This window comes from Xylophilus sp. GW821-FHT01B05 (genome assembly GCA_038961845.1).
Taxonomy (GTDB): domain Bacteria; phylum Pseudomonadota; class Gammaproteobacteria; order Burkholderiales; family Burkholderiaceae_C; genus Xylophilus.
Map to the genome: position 1 here is coordinate 163099 of CP152408.1, position 19153 is coordinate 182251.

18 protein-coding genes and 1 pseudogene are annotated in these 19153 nt (G+C 66.3%); 8 read left to right on the top strand and 11 right to left on the bottom strand.

Going from position 1 to position 19153, the window contains the following annotated elements:
- Positions 1-43: 43 nt before the first annotated feature.
- The gene (locus tag AAFF27_00750; GenBank protein XAH23750.1) at positions 44-721 is read right to left on the bottom strand and encodes an isochorismatase family cysteine hydrolase; all 678 of its coding nucleotides are present in this window, start codon (positions 719-721) and stop codon (positions 44-46) included.
- Positions 722-823: 102 nt separating this feature from the next.
- Here AAFF27_00750 and AAFF27_00755 point away from each other — a divergent pair, with 102 nt between their 5' ends.
- The 5 genes and pseudogenes from AAFF27_00755 to AAFF27_00775 all read left to right on the top strand — a co-directional run bounded on the left by AAFF27_00755 (position 824) and on the right by AAFF27_00775 (position 3814).
- A complete protein-coding gene (locus AAFF27_00755; protein ID XAH23751.1) occupies positions 824-1096 on the top strand; it encodes a DUF1778 domain-containing protein in 273 nt (90 codons plus the stop codon).
- 4 nt (positions 1097-1100) lie between these two features.
- Positions 1101-1592, top strand: a complete 492-nt coding sequence (locus AAFF27_00760) for a GNAT family N-acetyltransferase (protein XAH23752.1) — start codon at positions 1101-1103, stop codon at positions 1590-1592.
- Positions 1593-1837: 245 nt separating this feature from the next.
- A pseudogene (locus AAFF27_00765) lies at positions 1838-2107 on the top strand (IS630 family transposase).
- A gap of 60 nt (positions 2108-2167) precedes the next feature.
- Positions 2168-3184: a zinc-binding dehydrogenase gene (locus tag AAFF27_00770; GenBank protein XAH23753.1), complete on the top strand. Its 1017-nt coding sequence runs from the start codon at positions 2168-2170 to the stop codon at positions 3182-3184.
- A gap of 246 nt (positions 3185-3430) precedes the next feature.
- Positions 3431-3814 carry a site-specific integrase gene (locus AAFF27_00775; GenBank protein XAH23754.1) on the top strand — a complete coding sequence of 128 codons (384 nt, stop codon included), beginning with the start codon at positions 3431-3433 and terminating at the stop codon, positions 3812-3814.
- Positions 3815-3945: 131 nt separating this feature from the next.
- Here AAFF27_00775 and AAFF27_00780 read toward each other — a convergent pair whose 3' ends face one another.
- From AAFF27_00780 to AAFF27_00815, 8 genes are all read right to left on the bottom strand, one after another.
- On the bottom strand, positions 3946-4872 hold the full coding sequence (locus AAFF27_00780) for an ABC transporter permease (protein ID XAH23755.1): 927 nt from the start codon (positions 4870-4872) through the stop codon (positions 3946-3948).
- A 3-nt stretch (positions 4873-4875) separates the two neighbouring features.
- On the bottom strand, positions 4876-5997 hold the full coding sequence (locus AAFF27_00785) for an ABC transporter permease (protein ID XAH23756.1): 1122 nt from the start codon (positions 5995-5997) through the stop codon (positions 4876-4878).
- Positions 5998-6046: 49 nt separating this feature from the next.
- Positions 6047-7567 carry an ABC transporter ATP-binding protein gene (locus AAFF27_00790; protein ID XAH23757.1) on the bottom strand — a complete coding sequence of 507 codons (1521 nt, stop codon included), beginning with the start codon at positions 7565-7567 and terminating at the stop codon, positions 6047-6049.
- A 124-nt stretch (positions 7568-7691) separates the two neighbouring features.
- Positions 7692-8765, bottom strand: coding sequence for a BMP family ABC transporter substrate-binding protein (locus tag AAFF27_00795; GenBank protein XAH26351.1), 1074 nt, complete (start codon positions 8763-8765; stop codon positions 7692-7694).
- 71 nt (positions 8766-8836) lie between these two features.
- Positions 8837-9358, bottom strand: a complete 522-nt coding sequence (locus tag AAFF27_00800) for an ureidoglycolate lyase (protein XAH23758.1) — start codon at positions 9356-9358, stop codon at positions 8837-8839.
- Positions 9355-10866 (bottom strand): NAD(P)/FAD-dependent oxidoreductase, encoded by a 1512-nt coding sequence (locus AAFF27_00805; protein XAH23759.1) that lies wholly within the window; start codon positions 10864-10866, stop codon positions 9355-9357. The genes AAFF27_00800 and AAFF27_00805 overlap by 4 nt, the downstream gene beginning before the upstream one ends.
- Positions 10866-11252, bottom strand: coding sequence for a VOC family protein (locus AAFF27_00810; GenBank protein ID XAH23760.1), 387 nt, complete (start codon positions 11250-11252; stop codon positions 10866-10868). The genes AAFF27_00805 and AAFF27_00810 overlap by 1 nt, the downstream gene beginning before the upstream one ends.
- A gap of 173 nt (positions 11253-11425) precedes the next feature.
- Entirely contained in the window at positions 11426-12427 is a 1002-nt protein-coding gene (locus AAFF27_00815) for a 2-oxoglutarate and iron-dependent oxygenase domain-containing protein (GenBank protein XAH23761.1), read from the bottom strand.
- A gap of 212 nt (positions 12428-12639) precedes the next feature.
- Between AAFF27_00815 and rutR the strand changes: the two genes are divergently transcribed.
- Positions 12640-13371, top strand: a complete 732-nt coding sequence (rutR, locus tag AAFF27_00820; GenBank protein ID XAH23762.1) for an HTH-type transcriptional regulator RutR — start codon at positions 12640-12642, stop codon at positions 13369-13371.
- Here rutR and AAFF27_00825 read toward each other — a convergent pair whose 3' ends face one another.
- Positions 13372-14265, bottom strand: coding sequence for a LysR family transcriptional regulator (locus AAFF27_00825; protein ID XAH23763.1), 894 nt, complete (start codon positions 14263-14265; stop codon positions 13372-13374).
- A gap of 238 nt (positions 14266-14503) precedes the next feature.
- On the opposite strand from AAFF27_00825, the gene AAFF27_00830 reads away from it, so the two are divergent.
- Positions 14504-15484 carry an aldo/keto reductase gene (locus tag AAFF27_00830; protein ID XAH26352.1) on the top strand — a complete coding sequence of 327 codons (981 nt, stop codon included), beginning with the start codon at positions 14504-14506 and terminating at the stop codon, positions 15482-15484.
- A 56-nt stretch (positions 15485-15540) separates the two neighbouring features.
- Positions 15541-15924 (top strand): hypothetical protein, encoded by a 384-nt coding sequence (locus AAFF27_00835; GenBank protein XAH23764.1) that lies wholly within the window; start codon positions 15541-15543, stop codon positions 15922-15924.
- Between the two features lie 116 nt (positions 15925-16040).
- Here the strand turns inward: AAFF27_00835 and AAFF27_00840 are convergent, their stop codons facing one another.
- The gene (locus tag AAFF27_00840; protein XAH23765.1) at positions 16041-19151 is read right to left on the bottom strand and encodes an efflux RND transporter permease subunit; all 3111 of its coding nucleotides are present in this window, start codon (positions 19149-19151) and stop codon (positions 16041-16043) included.
- Between the last annotated feature and the right edge of the window lie 2 nt (positions 19152-19153).

A 19153-nucleotide genomic window follows, 5' to 3' on the forward strand; every position in this document is an offset into this window, starting at 1 on the left:
ATGCCGCGCTCTTTTTTCAAGAGCCATGGCGGCAGCGGCAGATTCAGCGTTGGCGCCACACCCGCAGCAGCTCCTGCGAATCCATCACCAGCCCCAGGTGCAGCGACACCATGCTGAGCGCCGCCGCCTCCAGCTGCGGATCGGTGCCGCGCACCAGGTCGCGCAGCACGATCACGCGGTAGTTGTGGTTGTTGGCATCGAACGCGGTGCTGAGCACGCAGCAATCGGTAAAGCCGCCGTCCAGCACCACGGTCTCGATGCGCTGGTTGCGCAGCAGAAAGTCCAGGTCGCTGGGGTAGAAGGCGGAGAGGCGCCGTTTGGTATCCACGCGCATGTCGCCGGGCTCCACGCGGGTGCACCACTCGGTCCAGCGGCTGCCTTCTATGGCGTGCGCATCGGCATTCGGTATGGGGCCCACATGCAGCGGGAAGGTGCGCCGCCACGCGGCCGGGATGCCGCGCGTGTCGTCTTCGCCGCCGGGGCGCAGCGTGGAGCGCACATGGATCAGGCGCACGCCTTGCGCGCGCACCTGGTCGTGGAAGCTATCGAGCGGCGCCACCAGATCGCGCGCACGCGGCGCCGGGCAGGGGCAGTCGGGCGAGTCGTCCAGGTGGCCGCGGTGCATGTCGATAGAGATGACGGCGGTGGTGGCGGGGTTCAGGTAGTCGGCGAACTCGGCATCGTCGAGTTGGCGCGGCTGCTCGTAGACATAGGCTTGCATGGGTTCGGGGCAGAAAGCAGGGACGTAGGTGAGCCCCAGCAACGCATGCTTCGTGCCCGCGCACGCCTGTACGGTAAAATGCCGTACAAAATGGAGCCCGCCATGACGACCACTACCGCCCGCCTCGACCTGCGCCTGGAATCCCGCGACAAGGAGCGCATTGCCAAGGCCGCTGCGCTGCGGGGCATGGCGGTGTCGGCCTTTGTGCGTGATGCGGTGCTGCGCGAAGCCGATACCGCGATTGCGGCGGATGCCGTTGTCACGCTGTCTGAGCAGGAGTCGCGCCGCTTCCTGGCCGCGCTGGACGAGCCCTTCCAGCCCAATGCGCGCCTGAAGAAGGCCATGGCCGCCGCCGCTCGCTTGGCTCAACGCTGAAGGAATGGCGCTCGCCTTCACCGTCCTCGACGGCCGGCATCACGACCGCGATGGTTTCAGCTGCGGTGTCGCCGCGCTGGACGACTACCTGCGCCAGCGCGCCGGGCAGCACCAGCGCGAGGGCATTGCCACCACCCATGTGCTGATAGACGACGCGCAGCCGGCGCGCATCCTGGGCTATTGCTCGCTGTCTGCGGCGCAGCTCTACCTGCACGATCTGCGCGAGCAAGACCGCAAGCGCCTGCCCGCCTACCCCGTGCCCGCGATACGCGTAGGGCGGCTGGCGGTCTCTCAGGCCGAGCGGGGCAAAGGCCATGGCCCCTTGCTGCTGGGCCATGCCGTCAATTTGGCGCTGTCTGTGCGGCAATCGATGGGCGTGCGCGTGCTGGTGGTGGATGCCAAGGACGCGCAGGCGGCTGCCTTCTACGAAGGCTTTGGCTTTCGCCGCACGGCCAGTGCCGCGCTGACGCTGTATCTGCCGATTGCAGGGGCGTGACGGCTGCTGCCTTGGACGGGCATCCGGTTTAGCGCCAATGTTGCTCGGTTGAATGAATATCTCCGTTCGGGCTGAGCTTGTCGAAGCCTGGGCCCGCAGCTAGTGTTCTGATCGAGAAGTTCGCGGAACTATCGCGTGCACTACGAGTCCAGTCGTGTACCTTGGACATGATGAGACTGGTATGCGCGGAAGACCCAAAGCAGAGCTGGTGTTGACCGATGCCGAGCGCGGCGATCTGCAGGCGCTGGCTGCTCGCACGACCTCGTTTTCATGTGCACTTCACACCCACATCGGCGTCTTGGCTCAACCAGGTCGAGCGCTGGTTCGCCACGCTCACCGAGCGCTGTATCCGCCGCGGCACGTATCACTCCACGCGAGCGCTGGAGAAGGCCATCCGCACTTATGTCGATCTGAACAACCAAGAGCCGCGTCCGTTCTGCTGGGCCAAAACCGCTGACGAGATCCTCGCCAGCATCGAACGCTTTTGTCTCCGAACTTCTCGATCAGAACACTAGTATTTGTACGCCCTGTACTTTTTGAAGCGCGCGGCAAGGCCGCTTTCGAAGGAGAATCCGATGAGTCTTGAAAACTCGATGCGTCGTGTCGCCCACTACAGCTTCGGCAGCCCCCAGGAGGTTCTGCGGGCTGAAAAGGATATTCCGCTGCCGCCACTCGCGGCCGACAAGGTGCGGGTGCGGCTGACGCGCAGCATGATCCATCCCGCTGATCTCCAGGTCGTGGCCGCGCATTATGTCTCGAGCCACGACGACATTCCCGAGGGACGCGTCCCCGGCATGGAAGGGGTCGGCATCGTCGAGGAAGCCAGTCCAGAGGCATTGGTCGGAACAGGCATCACCATCGGCACGCGGGTGGCCTTCATGGGCGACGGCACCTGGCAGACATCGGTCGATCTCCCGGCCCGCTCGCTGGTCGCGGTTCCTGACGACATCACCGATGATGTGGCAACTCAGATGCTGCTCAACACGATCACCGCGCTTCATGTGCTCCGCGTCGCAAAGCAGACCGTTGGCAAGCGTCCTACGCGTATCGTGCTGACAGCCGCCTCATCGCATGTAGGTAAGCTCATTGCGGTGCTGGCGCTACGGGAAGGCCTCCCCTTGATTTGTCTTGTCCGTTCGGAGGACAGCGCGAGGCGGCTCGCCGAACTGCTCCCGGGCGGCGAGATTGTCGCGACCGAAACCGATGGTTGGCAGGATGCCGTTCGCAAGGCGGCAAGTGACGATGTCCCGCTCATTATCGACGGCGTTGGCGGCAAGATGGTCACCGAAAGCGGTTGGCTGCTCAACGAGGGCGGCACGCTGGTCTCGTTCGGTCTGCTCGCCAAAGGCCCATCCGACATGACCATGTTCCTGCCGAAGGCATTGACGCTGCGCGGTGCGACCATCGGCACGTGGCATTCGGAAACCAGTGCGCAAGACCAGGCGCGCGATTACGACACCGCGATCGATATCGCGCGCACCTCACCCAAGCTTTTCGACAGTGGTTCGACCTTCGACCTATCCGACATCACCGCCGCGGTCGACGCCGCCACATCGCCGAAGAAGCAGGGCAACGTTCTCATATCGTTCTGAGCAAACACCATCCCTCAGCGCGCCGTTAGTGTGATCCGCCCGTAGGCACCCACCGTGCGGGCGGGTCAGATGGATCGTCGCACTCAGGAGGACGATTCGCTCCTGCTGGATCGGCAGGTAGTCGACGCAGGACTAAACCGCTCGCGCGGTAGGCGCTCCGCGCGGCACTTCGGCGTCTGATCCCCGCGTTGGTGCCACCGTCGATGGCGAGGCAATCCCGCCTCGCTCATCGACGGAGCTGCAACCATGGACACGATCATCCCGGCGGTCACGCCACTGCGTCAGCGCATGCTCGAAGACATGCGCATGCGCAAACTGGAGCCACGCACGCAGGTAGCCCACATCCGCGCAGTGCGCAAGCTGGCCGCCTATCTGCACCGCTCGCCGGACACAGCCAGCGTGGAGGACCTGCGCAACTTCCAGCTCCACCTGGTCGATACGGGCGTCTCGCCCATAACGCTGAACGCCACGTTGACCGGCCTGCGGTTCTTCTTCGACGTGACGCTGCAGCGCCTGGACCTGATTGCCCGAATGCATCCGGTCAAGCTGCCGCACAAGGTACCGGTAGTTCTCAGCCCGCCAGTGACCGCTCTCGGGTCGCCTACCTGTCAGCGCTTCACGAACCGATAGGCAAAGCGATCCGTCTCGCCCTTGATCGAGTGCGGATCGGCACTTCTTGCTTACTACGAACTTCTCGATCAGAACACTAGCAGCCCTTCGACAAGCTCAGGGCGAACGGGGCTAACTGAGCAGCATTCGACTCAGCGGCGTTCCTCGCGCAGGTAGGGCTCGCCCAGCGCGCCAGGCGTTTCATCACTGCCGCGCCTTGCCAGCGCCACCCAGACCATCACGCCCAGGGTGACGACGTAGGGCGTCATCAGCACGAAGTACTGCGGCAGGCTGATGCCGGCGGCGGCCAGTTGGGGAATCAGGGCTTCGATGCCGCCGAACAGCAGGGCGCCGACCAAGGCGCGCCAGGGCGACCAGCGCGCGAAGATCACCAGGCCCACGGCGATCCAGCCGCGCCCGCCGGTCATGCCGGCGATCCACAGCTTGGTGCTGAGCACGGCGATGTAGCCGCCGGCCAAACCGATCAGCGCCGAGCCGGCCAGGATCGCCAGGAAGCGCGTGCGCAGCACCGGGATGCCGGCGGCGTCTGCGGCCTGCGGGTTCTCGCCCACGGCGCGCAGGCGCAGGCCGGACACGGTGCGGTTCAGGTACCAGACCACCAGCGCAAAGATGAGCGGCGTGAGGTAGACGACCACGTTCTGCCGGAACAGCCCGCCGATCAGCGGCAGCTGCGCCAGCGGGCCCAGCGGCAGCACGTCCAGGCCGGTGACCGGCTGATTCGTCCAGCCCAGCACCGTGCCCAGCAGGCCCGTGAGGCCCTGGCAGAAGAACACCAGCGCCAGCCCGGCGATGACCTGGTTCACGCGCAGCCAGACCACCATCACCGCGAACAGGATGGAGACGGTGGCGGCCGCCAGCATGGAGCCGAGCAGCGCAATGCCGGGCTCGTGCACGGCGAGCTGCACGCCCACGCCGGCCAGCGCGCCGACCAGCATCAGGCCTTCGGCGCCGAGCGAGAGCACGCCCGCGCGCTCGCTGATGATGAGCCCGAGCGCGGCCAGCGCAAAGGGCACGGCAAAGTCCGGCATGTTGCCAAGCCAGTGGGTGATCAGGTCCATGGCTCAGGCGCCTTTCTGGCCGACGGCACGAATGCGGTGGCGGATGAAGAAATCGGAAGACGCCACGCACACCACCAGAATCGCCTGGATCAGCTGCACCATCGAGAACGGGATTTGGTAGAACACCTGCAGGCTGCGGCCGGCGACGAAGAGCGTGGCCACCAGCACCGCGACCACGCTGGCGGCCAGCGGGTTGTTGCGCGCCAGGAAGGCGATCAGGATGCCCGAGAAGCCATAGCCGTTGTAGAAGGCCTGGGTCAGCCGCCCCTCTTGCCCGGCGGCCACCATGAAGCCCGCCAGCCCGGCCAGCGCACCCGATAGCAGCACAGAGCCCAGCACCAGCCGGCGCACCGGCACGCCCACGGCATCGGCCACGCGCGTGCTGGCGTGCACAAAGCGCAGGTACAGGCCGGCGCGGCTCTTGTCCACAAACCACCAGGCCGCAACCGCCACCACAGCCGCCAGCACGATGGCGCTGCTGAAGCCGCCGGCAATGTCGGGCAGGCGCTCGAAGGCCTGGAACTTGGGGCTGTAGGGGAAGGAATCCTTAGGGTCCTTCCAGCTGCCGTAGAGCAGGTGCAGCAGGAAGTTGGCGGCCACGTAGTTGAGCATCAGGCTGGAGATGATTTCGTTGATGCCCAGCCGCATCTTGAACAGCGCCGGCAGTACCACCCAGGCCAGGCCGCACAGCAGCGCGGCGGCGGCCATCAGCCACAGGCGCAGCGCGGGTGGGCCGACTTCATGGATGGAGACAAAGGTGGCGCCAATCGCGCCCCACACCATCTGGCCTTCGAGCCCCAGGTTCCAGAAGCGCGCCCGAAAAGCCATGGCCGCGGCCAGGCCCACCATGACCATAGGCGCAGCCTGGAACAGCACGGCGCGCAGGTTCTGCGGGTCGGTGAAGGTCTGCACCACGAACTCGTTGAGCAGGTCTTCTGGCGACACCCCGGCCGCCACCAGGATGGCGCCGCAGATGAACAAGCCCAGCGCAACGGCCAGTGCCAGGATGGCGGCCTGCTTGGGCCAGCTGAGTTGCTGGCGCAGCTCCAGCGTGTAGCGGCGCTCCAGCAGGGGGACAAAGCGGCGGCGCGGCGGTGGTGCTGCAGGTGCAGTGGGTTCAGTCATGGGCGTTGCGGCGGGGGCCTGTGCATGGCCGGAAAGGGGAAGAGTGAGTTCAGCCATGCGCGACCATCGCTTGTCCAACGGCTTGGCGATCCACCGGGGTGTTGAATTCACCGACGATGCGCCCGCGCACGATCACGCCCACGCGGTCGGCCAGCGCCAGCACCTCGTCCAGGTCTTCGCTGATCAGCAGCACGGCGGCGCCGGCATCGCGGGCGGCGCGCAGGCGCTCGTGCACTTGGGCGCCGGCGCGCACGTCCAGGCCACGGCTGGGGCTGTGCGCCAGCACCAGGCGCGGGTTGCGACTGAACTCGCGCGCGATCACCAGCTTTTGCGCATTGCCGCCCGACAGCAGCGCGGCCTTTTGCCGGATTGAGCGCACGCCCAATACGTCGAAGGCCTTCACCGCAGCCGTGGCCTCGGCCTCCATGCGGCGGCGGTCCAGGCGCGCCGCGCGGCCATAGCGGCCGGCGTGCACCTGGCCGATGCCAAAGTTCTCTGCCACCGACAAAGCACCGGCCAGCGCCAGCCCATAACGGTCGGCCGGTATCGCGGCAATGCCCAGCTCGCGGCGCTGCACCGTGGTGGCGGCGCGCAGGTCGCCAAAGCCTTCCAGCGTCATGCTGCCGCCCTGCGTGGCGAGCAGGCCCATGATGGCCTGGGCCAGCTCGCTCTGGCCGTTGCCACCGACGCCGGCCAGGCCATAGATCTCGCCCGCGTGCACGGTGAGGCTGATGCCGTCGAGCGCGGGCGGGCCGCCTGCGTTGGCGCTGTACAGATCCTTCAACACCAGCCGCGCGGCGCCGCGTGTGGTCTGTGCGCGCGCGGGTGGCGGCAGTGCCTCGCCCACGGTCAGGCGCACCAGCTCGGCCTCGGGCGTTTCGCGTGGGTCCAGCGTGGCGATGGTGCGGCCGCCGCGCATCACGGTGACGCGGTCGGCGTAGCGTTTTACGTCCGCCATCTTGTGCGTGACCAGCACCACGGCCGTGCCCTGGCGCCGGGCCAGCGCCTGCACGGTTTGCAGCAGGCGCGCGGCCTCGGTGTCGGTGAGTACGGCAGTGGGCTCGTCCAGGATCAGGATGCGCGCGCCGGCCAGCAGCACCTTGAGGATTTCCACGCGCTGCTGCTCGGCGACAGACAGCCGGTCTACACGCTGATCGGGGTCGATCTCAAAGCCCAGCGCATGCGCCTGCGTGAGGATGGCCGCGCGTATGCGCGCCAGGCGCTGGCGGTAGCTGCTCACGTCCTCGTCGTCCACCGGCACGCTGAGCAGAATGTTTTCGGCCACGCTGAAGGGCGCGACCAGTTTGAAGTGCTGGTGCACCATGCCGATGCGGTGGCGCGCCGCATCGCTGGGGCCGGCCAGGCGCACCGGGTTGTCGTCTACCAGCAGCGTGCCGGCCTCGGGCGCGTAGAGGCCGGCCGCGATGTTCATCAGCGAGGACTTGCCCGCGCCGTTCTCGCCCAGCAGCGCATGCACCTCGCCCCAGCGCGCGGCAAAGTGCGCGTCGGCCAGCGCCACGAAGCCGTCAAAGGATTTGTGGATGCCTTGAAGCAGCAGCGCATCGGTCATGGCGAAAATGGTCTGAAATTGATGGGTAAATTTGCGGCATGGGCTTGATGCCCAGGGGCTGCCTGGGCAAGATCATTCAGATAAAAAAGTAAAAACGTCCCAAAATGATCTTCCCCAGTGCCGGCTACTTCTGCGTGACCACGCCCTTGACGTACCAGTCCATCTTCCACAGGTCGGCGTCCGACAGCACGGCGCCGGCGGCCACGCGCTCCTTGCCGTCGCGGTCTTTCAGCGGGCCGGCGTAGATCTGCTTGCCCTTCAGCAATGCGTCGCGCTCGGCCATGATGGCGGTGGCCTTGTCCTTGGGCACGGCCGGGCCAAAGCCGGCGATGTCGGTGCCGCCGTCCTTCATTTCGATAAAGGCGCCGTAGGGCGCGGGCTTCCAGTTGCCGGCCTCGATCTTCTTCAGCTCGGGGATCAGGAACTTGTCCCAGATCCACACCGATGAGCACAGCGTGGCCTTGGGCGCGAACTGGCGCAGATCCCGGTGGTGGCCGGTGCCGTACACGCCGCGCTCTTGCGCCACCAGTTGCGGCGTGGGGCTGTCCACGTGCTGGCCAATCACGTCAGCACCCTGGTCGATCAGGGCGACGGCGGCGGCGCGTTCTTTGACCGGGTCGTTCCAGGCGCCGGTGTAGATCACGGTGACGGTGGCGTTGGGGTTCATCTTCTGCGCGCCCAGCGCAAAGGCGTTGACCGTCCAGTTCACCACGCCAAAGGGGTTGGCCGCGACAAAGCCGAGCTTGCCGCTTTTGCTGGCCGCGCCGGCCGCCATGCCGCACAGGTACTGGCTCTCATAAGTGCGGCCGTAGAAGGATTCAAGGTTGGCGCCGTTGGTGGTGCCCGAGCCGTTCAGGAAGGCCACGTTGGGGTATTTGTCGGCCAGCTCCTTGAACGCATCAGAGTAGCCAAAGGCGGTGCCGATGACGATGTTGGCGCCGCGCTGGATAAAGCGCTCTACCGCCGGCTTGATGGCCGAGGCGTCTTCCGGCACGCCTTCCACGAACTGGATCTTCTGGCCCAGCGCGGCCTCGATCTTCACGCGCGCCTCATCAAAGGCCTGGGTCCAGCCGCCGTCGTTCTTGGGGCCGAAATAGATCATGGCGATCTTGGGCTTGTCCTTGAGGGTGAAGCCATCGGCCAGCGCGGGGCCCGACAGCACCGCACAGAACACCAGCGCCGCAGCGGCGCCCAGCATGGATTTACGCAACATGGGAAGACCTTTCGTTGAAGAGGAGAGAGATGCGGGGATGCGGAAAACAGAGCGGCTCAGCCCACCAGCCGCAGCGTCGCGCCATAGCGCGGGCCCAGCTCGCAGCTGTGGTGGTCGACCTGGTTGGTGTCGGCCAGCTCAAGGTTGAAGAAGCAGGCCTCGGGCGTATCGAACAGCGGGCCGGCATGCCAGGTGCCACGGTGCAGCATCACCGCCACGTCACCCGGAATGCGAAAGGCGCGGATGTCGGCCAGCGCCGGCTCGGCGTCCGGCACATCGACCTGCAGCGGCGGTGCCACCGCCATCACCCAGTCATGCCCGCCGGCCGAGGCCAGCGCCTGCGTGACTGCGCGGTGGCGCGTGATGCGGCGCACCGTCATGTCGGCATCGGTGTGGCGCCTGTGCAGGCGCATGGTGTAGAAGCGCGGCGTGCCGCGCGACAGCTCCAGCTGCGCGTCCTGCGGGCCAAAGGCGATGCCGTCTTCCAGCGCGGCCATCACCGTGCCAAAGGGGGCAAAGGCCTGCGGCGTGAGCGGCTGGATCGGCAGGTCTATCAGGGCAAAGCTTGTGGACTTCATGCGGGTTCCCGCAGCGGCGCGGCAGGTTCGGTTGGGGCGGAATGTGCGGCTTCGAAGTCGTCGGGCAGCTCCAGCTCCACCTCGGCGTAGCGCCGCAGGCCTTCCAGCAGCGTGCCTTCCTGGTCCAGGAACAGGCGCTGCGTCAGGCCGCGCACCAGGCGCGGCAGCGCGTGCTTGTGGCCGCTGATGGAGGTCGAGTGCGGCCCGTGGCTGACGTAGCTCGCGCTGTTGAAGGCGAACACGCGCGTGACCCAGTCGTCTGCCGCCTGCTGCGGCAGAAACTCGTAGTGCTCGCCCAGGTAGGGGTGTGCGCCCAGCGTCTCGCTGGCCTGCGCCGGCGGCGGCGCATAGCGCTGGTGCCAGCGCGCCACGCGCGGCGCCAGCGTCTGCAGCTCGGGCCGGGCCGACAGGTCAAAGGCCTGGCCGGTGGCGCAGATCACGTGGTCAAAGCGCAGCTCGCCCTGCGGCGTGTCGATGGCGATGTCCTGCCCCGACCAGCGCACCTGCTGCCAGCCGCAGGCCGCGCGCAGCCGCAAGCCGGGCAGCGCCAGCGCACGCCGGAAGCTGCCGCGCGGCGGCGGCTGGTCCACGCTGCGGAAGTGCTGCGCCACCTGCCAGCGCGTGGCGTCGCCCAGCCGCGCGTAGTGCGTCATCAGGCCGGCGGTTTCGATGTGGCGGTGCGGGTTGATGCGCGGCAGGCGGTCGCGCCGGAAGCACAGGTCCACCGACTGCGCGCCCGCCTCCAGCGCCGCCACCGCGTTGTCGAAGGCCGATGCGCCGTGGCCCAGCACGCCCACGCGCTGGCCGCGCAGCGCGCTGAAGTCGATCGCATCGCTGGAGTGGTGGCAGCGCCCGGCCGGCAAGGGCGCGGCGATGAAGGCCGGCACGCGCCAGGCGCCGGCGCCATCGCTGCCGGTGGCCAGCACCACCAGGCGCGCCAGGCGGGTGCGCGTGTGGCCGTGGCTGCGGGTGTCCACCGCCAGCAGGCCGGGCTGCGGCGCGGGGCGCAGGTCCAGCACCTCGACCTCGTTCTCTACCGGCAGCGCCAGCGTGGCGCGGTACCAGCGCAGGTAGTCCATCCACAGCGTGCGCGGGATGCGGTCCATGCCCTGCCAGGCCGCAGCGCCAAAGCGGGTGGCGTACCAGCGCTGCACACCCAGCGCGGGCAGGCCCAGCTCCATGCCGTTGAGCTGCTTGGGCGTGCGCAGCTCGGGCATGCGGGCAAAGCTTTCCCACACGCCTTCGCTGCCGGCGCGTGCGCGGTCCAGCACCACCACGTTGGCCACGCCCTGCGCCCGCAGCATGGCGCAGGCGGTCAGCCCGCTCTGGCCGCCGCCGACGATCAGCACGTCATGCACGTGCGCGCCGTCGGCACGGGCCGGTTGCACCCAGGCGCGCTCCGGGTAGGCCAGGGCGGCCAGCTCCGCGCGCGCCTGCGCCGCCAAGGCCGCCAGCGCCTGCTCGGCGCCGTGTACTTCGGTGGGCAGCAAGGTGGGTGGATGGCCCATCACATCATGAAGTTGATGCGGAACACGTTGCCTTCCGGGTCCAGCAGCACCGCCTGGTACCAGTGGTAGTAGGTCTCGTAGGGCGCCTTCACCAGCGTGGCACCGGCCGCCAGCGCCACCGGCACCATGCGGTCGACATCGGCCTGGCTGTCGACGTCAATGTTGAGCAGAAACTTCACGCCGCGCGTGTCTGAGTGCTCGGATAAATGCAGCAGCTCGTAGGCCTCGAGCGCGTTGAAGCCAAGGCTTGATTTGCCGGTATCCAGGCCGCGGAAGATGGGCGAGCGGATCGCCTCTATCTCTGCAAATCCAAATACCCGTTGGTAGAAGCCGCTGAGTGCGACTACGTCTTTGGCGAAGACGTTGACGTAGGAGAGGTGGGGCATGTCGGGTGTCTGTTTGCGGGTTTTTTCAGTACGTGTGCCCAGGCCACCGGGTACTCCCCTCCGCGAATGTCCCCCGGCCTGCGGCCTCCTCCTTGATTTCGCTGCGGGGAGCACCCGGCGCCCTGTGCACAGGGCACGCTGTGCTTTTGCGGCCCAAACAACAAACTGCCATCTCAAGCCACAACCTTCGTCCCACCAAAAGTCGTCTGCTTGACGAACTTCGACGTGAGGTGGTCGCCCGATGTCACAGGCGCGTACTTCGGCTGCTCACCCGGCGCCAGGCAGCTTGGCAAACACTCCACCATCGCGTCGTAATTGGGCTGGTGGAAAAACACCAGCGACTGCCGCCGGTTGGTGCTGGCCACCTCGAACGGCGGGTTGCTTACGCGGTGCAGGGTGGACACCCACTGGTCGTTGGTCCACTGCATCATCAGGTCGGCGATGTTCACCACCAGCCCGCCTTCCACCATGGGCACGTCCACCCACTGGCCGGCCTTGTTGAACACCTGCAGGCCCTTGTCGTCGGGCAGCACGATGGTCAGGCTGCCGTAGTCGCTGTGCGCACCGGCGCGCAACTGGCCGGGCAGCGGCGCCTCTTTCTGGGGCGGGTAGCTCAGCACGCGGAACATGCTGATGTGCTGGTCGATCTTGTCGTCGAAGTAGTGCTCATCCAACTTCAACGCCAGCGCAAAGATGCGCATCAGCGAGCGCGACAGCGCGCTCATGGCATCGAAGTACTCGGTGTACGCCTCTTGAAAGCCCGCGATGCTGGGCCAGCTGTTGGGCTCGAAGTGCGCGCCCGCCGCGGGGCCGCGGTGGTAGTCGTCATTGGGCACATTGCTGGGCCCGATCGAGAAGGACTCCTTCAGGTCGCCCGGCGCCTGCTCTTCCAGGCTGTACGACAAGCCTTCTTCGCCCACCGCGCTGAAGCCGCGCACGGCATCGTCGCGCGGGCGGTCTACCCGGCGCTTGTCGGCCAGCGGCAGCGCAAAGAAGGCGCGCGACGCGGCCGATACGCGGGCAATCAGCCCGGGCGCAATGCCGTGGTGCGTGATCACCAGAAAGCCGATGCTGCGGCAGGCCTCGTCCACCTCGCGCGCCACGGCGGCCTTGCCCTCAGGCGTGCCGGCGAAGTAGGGCGCCAGATCGATGATCGGTACGGACAACAGAGTCATGACTCGAATCTCCACGCACGCCGCGTGCACGGGGAATCCGTGGCGGGCTGCATGGGCAGGGCGGTATGCAACGTCCATGCCAGTTGGACCAAATGGACAAACCGCTTCGCTTGGTGGCCGTGGGCTTTACAGTGGTGCGCCGCGCCGGGTACGGCCTGTGCAAGGCAAGCTGGGCAGAGCACACATCAACGAATTCAAGGAGGCGGGCACACATGCCAAAGACCAAAGGACTGGCGCTGGCCGAAGCCAAGAGCGCACGCGGCACCGCGCCCGCCAAGCGAGTTGTGGCCAAACGCGCACCCGCCGCGCGCAGCCCCACCGCCGTGAACCGCCGCCAGCGCCAGATCGAGGACAAGCGCAGCACCATCCTGAGCGCCGCCTTGGGGCTTTTCTCGCGTTTTGGCTTGCATGGCACCAGCGTGGATCAGGTCGCTGCACGCGCGGATGTGTCCAAAAGCAACCTGCTCTACTACTTCGCCAACAAGGAAGAGCTGTACGTCTCGGTGCTGCGCAACCTGCTGGACGTATGGCTGGAGCCCCTGCGCGGCTTCAGCGCAGAGCAGGACCCGCGCCAGGCCATTGGCGACTACATCCGCCGCAAGCTCGCCGTATCGCGCGACAGCCCCGAGGCCTCACGCCTGTACTGCCTGGAGATGGTGCAGGGCGCACCGCTGCTGCGCGACGAACTGGGGCGCGAGCTGCGCGACCTGGTCGAGCGCAAGTCAGAGGTGATCCGCAGCTGGGTCGCCGACGGCAAGCTTGCCCCGGTCGATCCGCACCACCTGATCTTCGCGCTATGGGCCACCACACAGCACTACGCCGACTTTGGCGTGCAGGTGCAGGCGCTGACCGGGCGCACGCTGGATGATCCGGAGTTTTTTGAGGAAGCCGTCACGAACGTGACGCGCATCGTGCTTGAAGGCATTGCACCGGTGGCCCGCTGATCAAGCCCTACGCCCGACATATTCGATCAAGGCCTTGAGCTTGGTCGGCTGGTCGTGCCGGCTGGGGTAGTACAGGTAGAAGCCGGGGAAGGTCGGCGCAAACGGCGCCAGCACGCGCTTGAGCCGCTTGGCCTTGATGTGGGGCTCTGCCAGTTGCTCATAGGTGTAGGCCAGCCCGACGCCCTCCAGCGCGGCATCCAGGCCGAACAGCGAATCGCTGATGGTCAGGCTGCCGCGCACCTCGTATTCGACCGGGCGGCCTTCGATCTCGAACTCCCATTTGTAGATGGCCCCCGTGCCGGCAAAGCGAAAGCGGATGCAGTTGTGCCCCGCCAGATCATCGGGGTGGCGCAGCGCGGGCGCCCGCTTGAGGTAATCCGGTGAGGCCACCACCACCATGGTGACGGGCCCGCCCAGCGGCACGGCCACCATGTCCTGGTGCACGCTTTCGCCCATGCGGATGCCGGCGTCGAAGCCCCGCTCCACGATGTCGACAAAGCCCTCGTCATTGGCCAGCTCCAGCTGCACCAGCGGGTGCTCGCGCAAGAAGCCCGCGAGCAGGGGCTGCAGCACCATGGCAATCGACACCCGCGCCGCGTTAAGCCGCAGCAGCCCGGCCGGGCGGCCTTGCATGACGTTCAGCTCTTCGCCCGCATCGATCACCTGCGCCAGCGCCGGGCCGACCCGGTCCAGGTAGGCGCGGCCAGCCTCGGTCAGGCTGACGCTGCGGGTGGTGCGGTTCAGCAGGCGCACGCCCAGGCGCGTCTCCAGGCTGCGTATGGCCTGGCTCAGCGCAGAGGGCGATACCTCCAGCTCGGCGGCGGCCGCACTGAAGCCATTGCGCTGCGCCACCTTCCAGAACGCCATCAGGCCGTCGAGTTGCTTGAGTTTCATATTGAAGATTATCTTCAAAAGACATGCGGCATTTGCTACTTTTTCTATTGCACCGGGAATCCTAAAGTGCCCTGAACCCGCCTTCTCTCCCCTGAAAGCAAGCATGACCAACGACTTTCACGGCCCCATCGGCCGCCGCGACTACCTGCGCATGGCCTCGCTGGCCGGCGCCGCGCTGGCCGCCAGCCCCTTGTCATGGGGCGCCTCTGGCAACGCACAGCACACAGGAGCACACAGCATGCAGACACGCAAACTCGGCGCACTCAGCGTCTCGGAAATCGGCGCGGGCTGCATGAGCATCAGCGCCAACTACGGGCCGCCCGCAGACATCAACCAAGGCATTGCCATCCTCCGCAGCGCGCACGATCAAGGTGTCACCTTCTTCGACACCGCCGAGGTCTATGGCCCCTACACCAACGAAGAACTGGTGGGCAAGGCGCTCGCACCCATCCGCAACAAAGTGGCCATCGCCACCAAGTTCGGCTTCGAGCTGGAGCAGCCCGAAGGCGGCCTCAACAGCCGCCCTGAGCGCATCCGCAAGGTCGTCGAAGCCTCGCTCAAGCGGCTGCAAACCGACCGCATCGACCTGTACTACCAGCACCGCGTCGACCCCAGCGTGCCCATCGAAGACGTAGCCGGCGCGGTCAAGGACCTCATCCAGCAAGGCAAGGTGCTGCACTTTGGCCTGTCAGAAGCCAACGCCCAAACCATCCGCCGCGCGCATGCCGTGCAAGCCGTCGCCGCCGTGCAGACCGAGTACTCCTTCATGGAGCGCAGCCCCGAGCGCAATGGCGTGCTGGCCATCTGCGAAGAGCTGGGCATAGGCTTCGTCCCCTGGGGCCCGGTGGGCATGGGCTACCTCACCGGCAAGATCAACGCGCAGACCAGGCTCGACCCGGCCACCGACCTGCGCTCAGGCTTCGACCGCTTCAAGCCCGATGCGGTCGCGGCCAACCAGCCCATCGCCGATCTGCTCCGGCAGTTTGCCGCGTCGAAAAATGCCACGCCCGCCCAGATCTCGCTGGCCTGGCTGCTGGCCAGAAAGCCCTTCATCGTGCCCATCCCCGGCACGCGCAACCCCGCCCACCTGAAGGAGAACCTGGGCGCTATCCATGTCCAACTGACGGTGGCTGACGTCGCCCGGCTCGATGCCGCTTTCGCGCAGCTCACGGTGCACGGTGGGCGCATGAATGAGATGCAGATGAAGGTGGTTGACTAGAAAGTGGCCGGGTGAGAATCACCCGCTCCCCGCGTCGCGTGATGGAGAAGCTGGGCATGTCGCATGACCCGGCGGATGATTTTGATCATCCCTTGGTGCCCGTGAATAGCCCGCTGCGCAGGCCTGCGCCCTTGCTACATTCACCCAAAGACTTTGGAGAAACCACCTTGCCTGGACATGTATACGCCGTGCTTGTCTTCATCGCCGTCGCCGTGCTCGTCGGCAACCTGATCGCAAGCTTTGTGGTGCTGCGCAGCGACTTCTATTCGCCGCTGCAGCGTGGGTTGCAACTGCTGCTGGTGTGGCTGGTCCCGGTGATCGGGGCGGTCTGCTGCGCCAGCTTCGCGTCCATCCACAGGCGCGAAATCCCCAGGCCCGGCGAAGGATTCCCGGGGGCCGACTCTGCCCATCTGCCCGGCGGGGAAGCCAACAGTCTTTGACGCGGGCGGTGCGCGGCGAGGGCCAGCGCGCACCGACAGATCAAACCGGCCTGGTGCCGACCAATATGGGCTGGTAGTACGGGCTCTTGGCTTGCTTCGCGTTCTTGAAGCCCCCCTCATGCGTTGCTGGCATTGGCTGCCCGGTCTGAGTGCTCAAGTGCCAGCGGTGTCGCGGATTGTCTGCCGAACCAGCGATGCAGCAAGTTCTCCAGGTCATCTACGTAAGTGAACGCCACGGGGACGACCAGCAGGCTCAGCGCGGTTGACGTGATGAGTCCACCGATAACGGCGATGGCCATGGGCTGGCGGAAGCTGGCATCCGCGCCCAGGCCCAGTGCGATGGGCAGCATGCCGGCGATCATTGCCAGGGTGGTCATGACGATGGGGCGCACGCGCATATGGCACGCGTTGATCAAGGACTGGCCGACGGATAGGCCTTGTTGCTTGATCCCCATCACGGCGTACTCCACGAGCAGGATGGAGTTTTTGGTGACGATGCCCATCAGCATCACGAGGCCGATCATCGACGGCAGGCTCAGCATGCCGCGGCTGACGAGCAAAGCGACGAAGGCGCCCCCGACCGACAACGGGATGGCGGACAGGATGGTCAGCGGCTGGAAGAAGTCCTGGAACAGCAGCACCAAGACGCAGTAGACGCACAGCACGCCGATGACGATGGCCATGCCGAAGCCCTGCTGCAGTTCCGTCATGACTTCTGCGTCGCCGGTTTCGATCAGCTTGACGCTGGAGGGCATGGCCTGGATCGCCGGCAAGGCCTTGGCGATGGCCAGGGCCTGGCCCAGGGGCATGCCGCCGAGGTCGGCGGAGACGTTGACATATCTGCGCCGGTCGAAGCGGTCGATCTGGCTGGGGCCGCTCTCCACCGTCAAGGTCGCGACGCTCGACAAGGGAATCAGGCCGTTGCGGCCATGGATCCGCAGGTTCGACACCGTCTCCAGGTCCTGCCGTGCAAGGTCCGGGATTCGAACCTGGATCGCGACCTGGCGGTTGTCGAGATTGAGCTTGGCCATCTGCGCGGCGAAATCGCCGTTGGTGGCGATGCGCACCATCTCTCCGATGGCAGACGTTGCGACGCCTTGTTCCGCCGCTTGCTGCGCGTCGGGGCGCACGGTGATCTCGGGACGTTCCAGACTCGCGGTCGACGTGATGTTGGCCAGGCCGGGGACATCGCGCAACTGCCGCTCCAGTGCCTGCGCTGAGGCCTTCAGCGCGACCTTGTCGTCGCTAGCGAGAATCAGGGATACCTTCTCTCCCAGGCCACCGCTCCCCATGGAGAACCGTGCCCCCGGCACTTCGCGCAACACACCACGCACCTGGTTTTCGATGCTGATTTGGCTAGGCCGGGCGCCGCGCTCTGAGAAGACCAGCGTCATCGTGGCGCGGCGCACCTCTGCCGCCTGGGACTGTCCGCGGCCCGCCGGCTGGGACACGCCCACCGTGGTCATGACATGTTCAATACCCGCAATCTTCTGGATGGCGCGGCTCACCGCCTCAGCGGATGCCCGGGTCGACTCCAGGCTGCTGCCCGGGGGCAACTCGATGTTGATGTTGCTGTAGCCCTTGTCGGAGGCGGGTATCAGGCCCGTCTCGAGAAGCGGCACCGCCGCCACGGAAGCAGCGAAGACCAGTATCGTGCCGATCAACGTGATCTTGCGATGGCTGAGGCACCAGCGTACCCAACCCAGGTAGCGGGTCATCAGTACGCCGTCCTTGGTCTCCACGTGGGTGGTGTGGGTCTTGAGCAGGTACGCGGCCATCATCGGTGTCAGTACCCGCGCCACGAGTAACGAGGAAAGCACCGCGACCACGGCCGTCCAGCCGAACTGCTTGAAGAACAGGCCTGGTACGCCACTCATCATGGCCGTCGGCAGGAACACCACCACCAGGGCCATGGTGGTGGCGAGGACTGCGAGCGCGATCTCGTTGACCGCGTCGCCAGCGGCCTGCTTGATGGGCTTGCCCATGCGGCTGTGGCGCTCGATGTTCTCGATCTCGACAATCGCATCATCGACCAAGATCCCCACGATCACGGCCAGTGCCAGCAGCGTCAGGGTGTTGAGCGAGTAGCCGAGCCAGTTCATGACGGCGAACGTCGGGAGGATCGACAGCGGCAAGGCCGAGGCGGAGATCAGGGTGGCGCGCCAGTCGCGCAGGAACCACCAGACGACGATGACCGCCAGCAATGCTCCCTCGTAGAGCATGTGCATGGAGCCCTCGTACTGCTCGCGCGTGTAGTCGACCGTGCCCGACACCTTGGTGAAGCTCAGGCTCGCATCTGCGGCGTGCAGCTTCCCAAGCGCGTCCATAACGCTCGCGGCGACGCGCGTCTCGTCGAACCCCTTCGCCCGCGTGATTCGGAAGCCAACGACGGGCTTGCCGTCCAACGTGGCGAGCTGGGTGCGGTCTGCGTAGGTGTCCCTGACGGTGGCGACCTGGTCCAGATTGATGCGTCGCCCGTTGTCCAGGACGACCGGGAGGCTGTTGAGTTCATTGGCCTGGCGCACGGTGGCGATGGTGCGCACCGCTTGCTCGTTGCCGTCTAACTGCCCGCGGCCGCCCGACGATTCCTGCTCCACGCTCTTCAATGCGCGGGAAACGTCGGCGGCCGTTGCCCCCTGCGCGGCCAGCCGCGACGGATCCACTTCCACCCGCACCTGCCGCTGGACGCCTCCGACGCGTTCGAACTTTCCGATGCCGGGCACGCCCAGGATGGTCTTGTTGACGATGTCGTCCACGAACCAGGACAGGGCCTCTTCGTTCATTCGCGAGGACGCCACCGCGTAGACCAGGGTTGCCTCACCGCTGCCGACCCGGACTGCGCTGATGGAGGGCTGCTGCAGGTCCGTGGGCAAATCGGAACGGACCTTGTCGACGGCATCCTTTGTCTCGATCAACGCGTCGGACAGCTTCTTCTCGAGGATGAACTCGACGTTGATCGTGACCTGGCCATCGACGATGGAAGTGCTGATGTGCTTGATGCCGGACAGCGTGGCCAGCGAGTCCTCCACCTTGCGGGCCACCTCCGTCTCCATCTGGGCCGGAGCGGCACCGGGCTGGGTCAGCATGACCACCACCGTTGGCAGATCGAGATCGGGCATGTCGGCGATCGGCAGAGCACGAAAGCCGAGGATGCCAGCGAGAGAAAGCAGGATGAAAAGCAGTACCGCGGGGATCGGGTTGCGGATTGACCAGGTTGCAAAGTTCATGG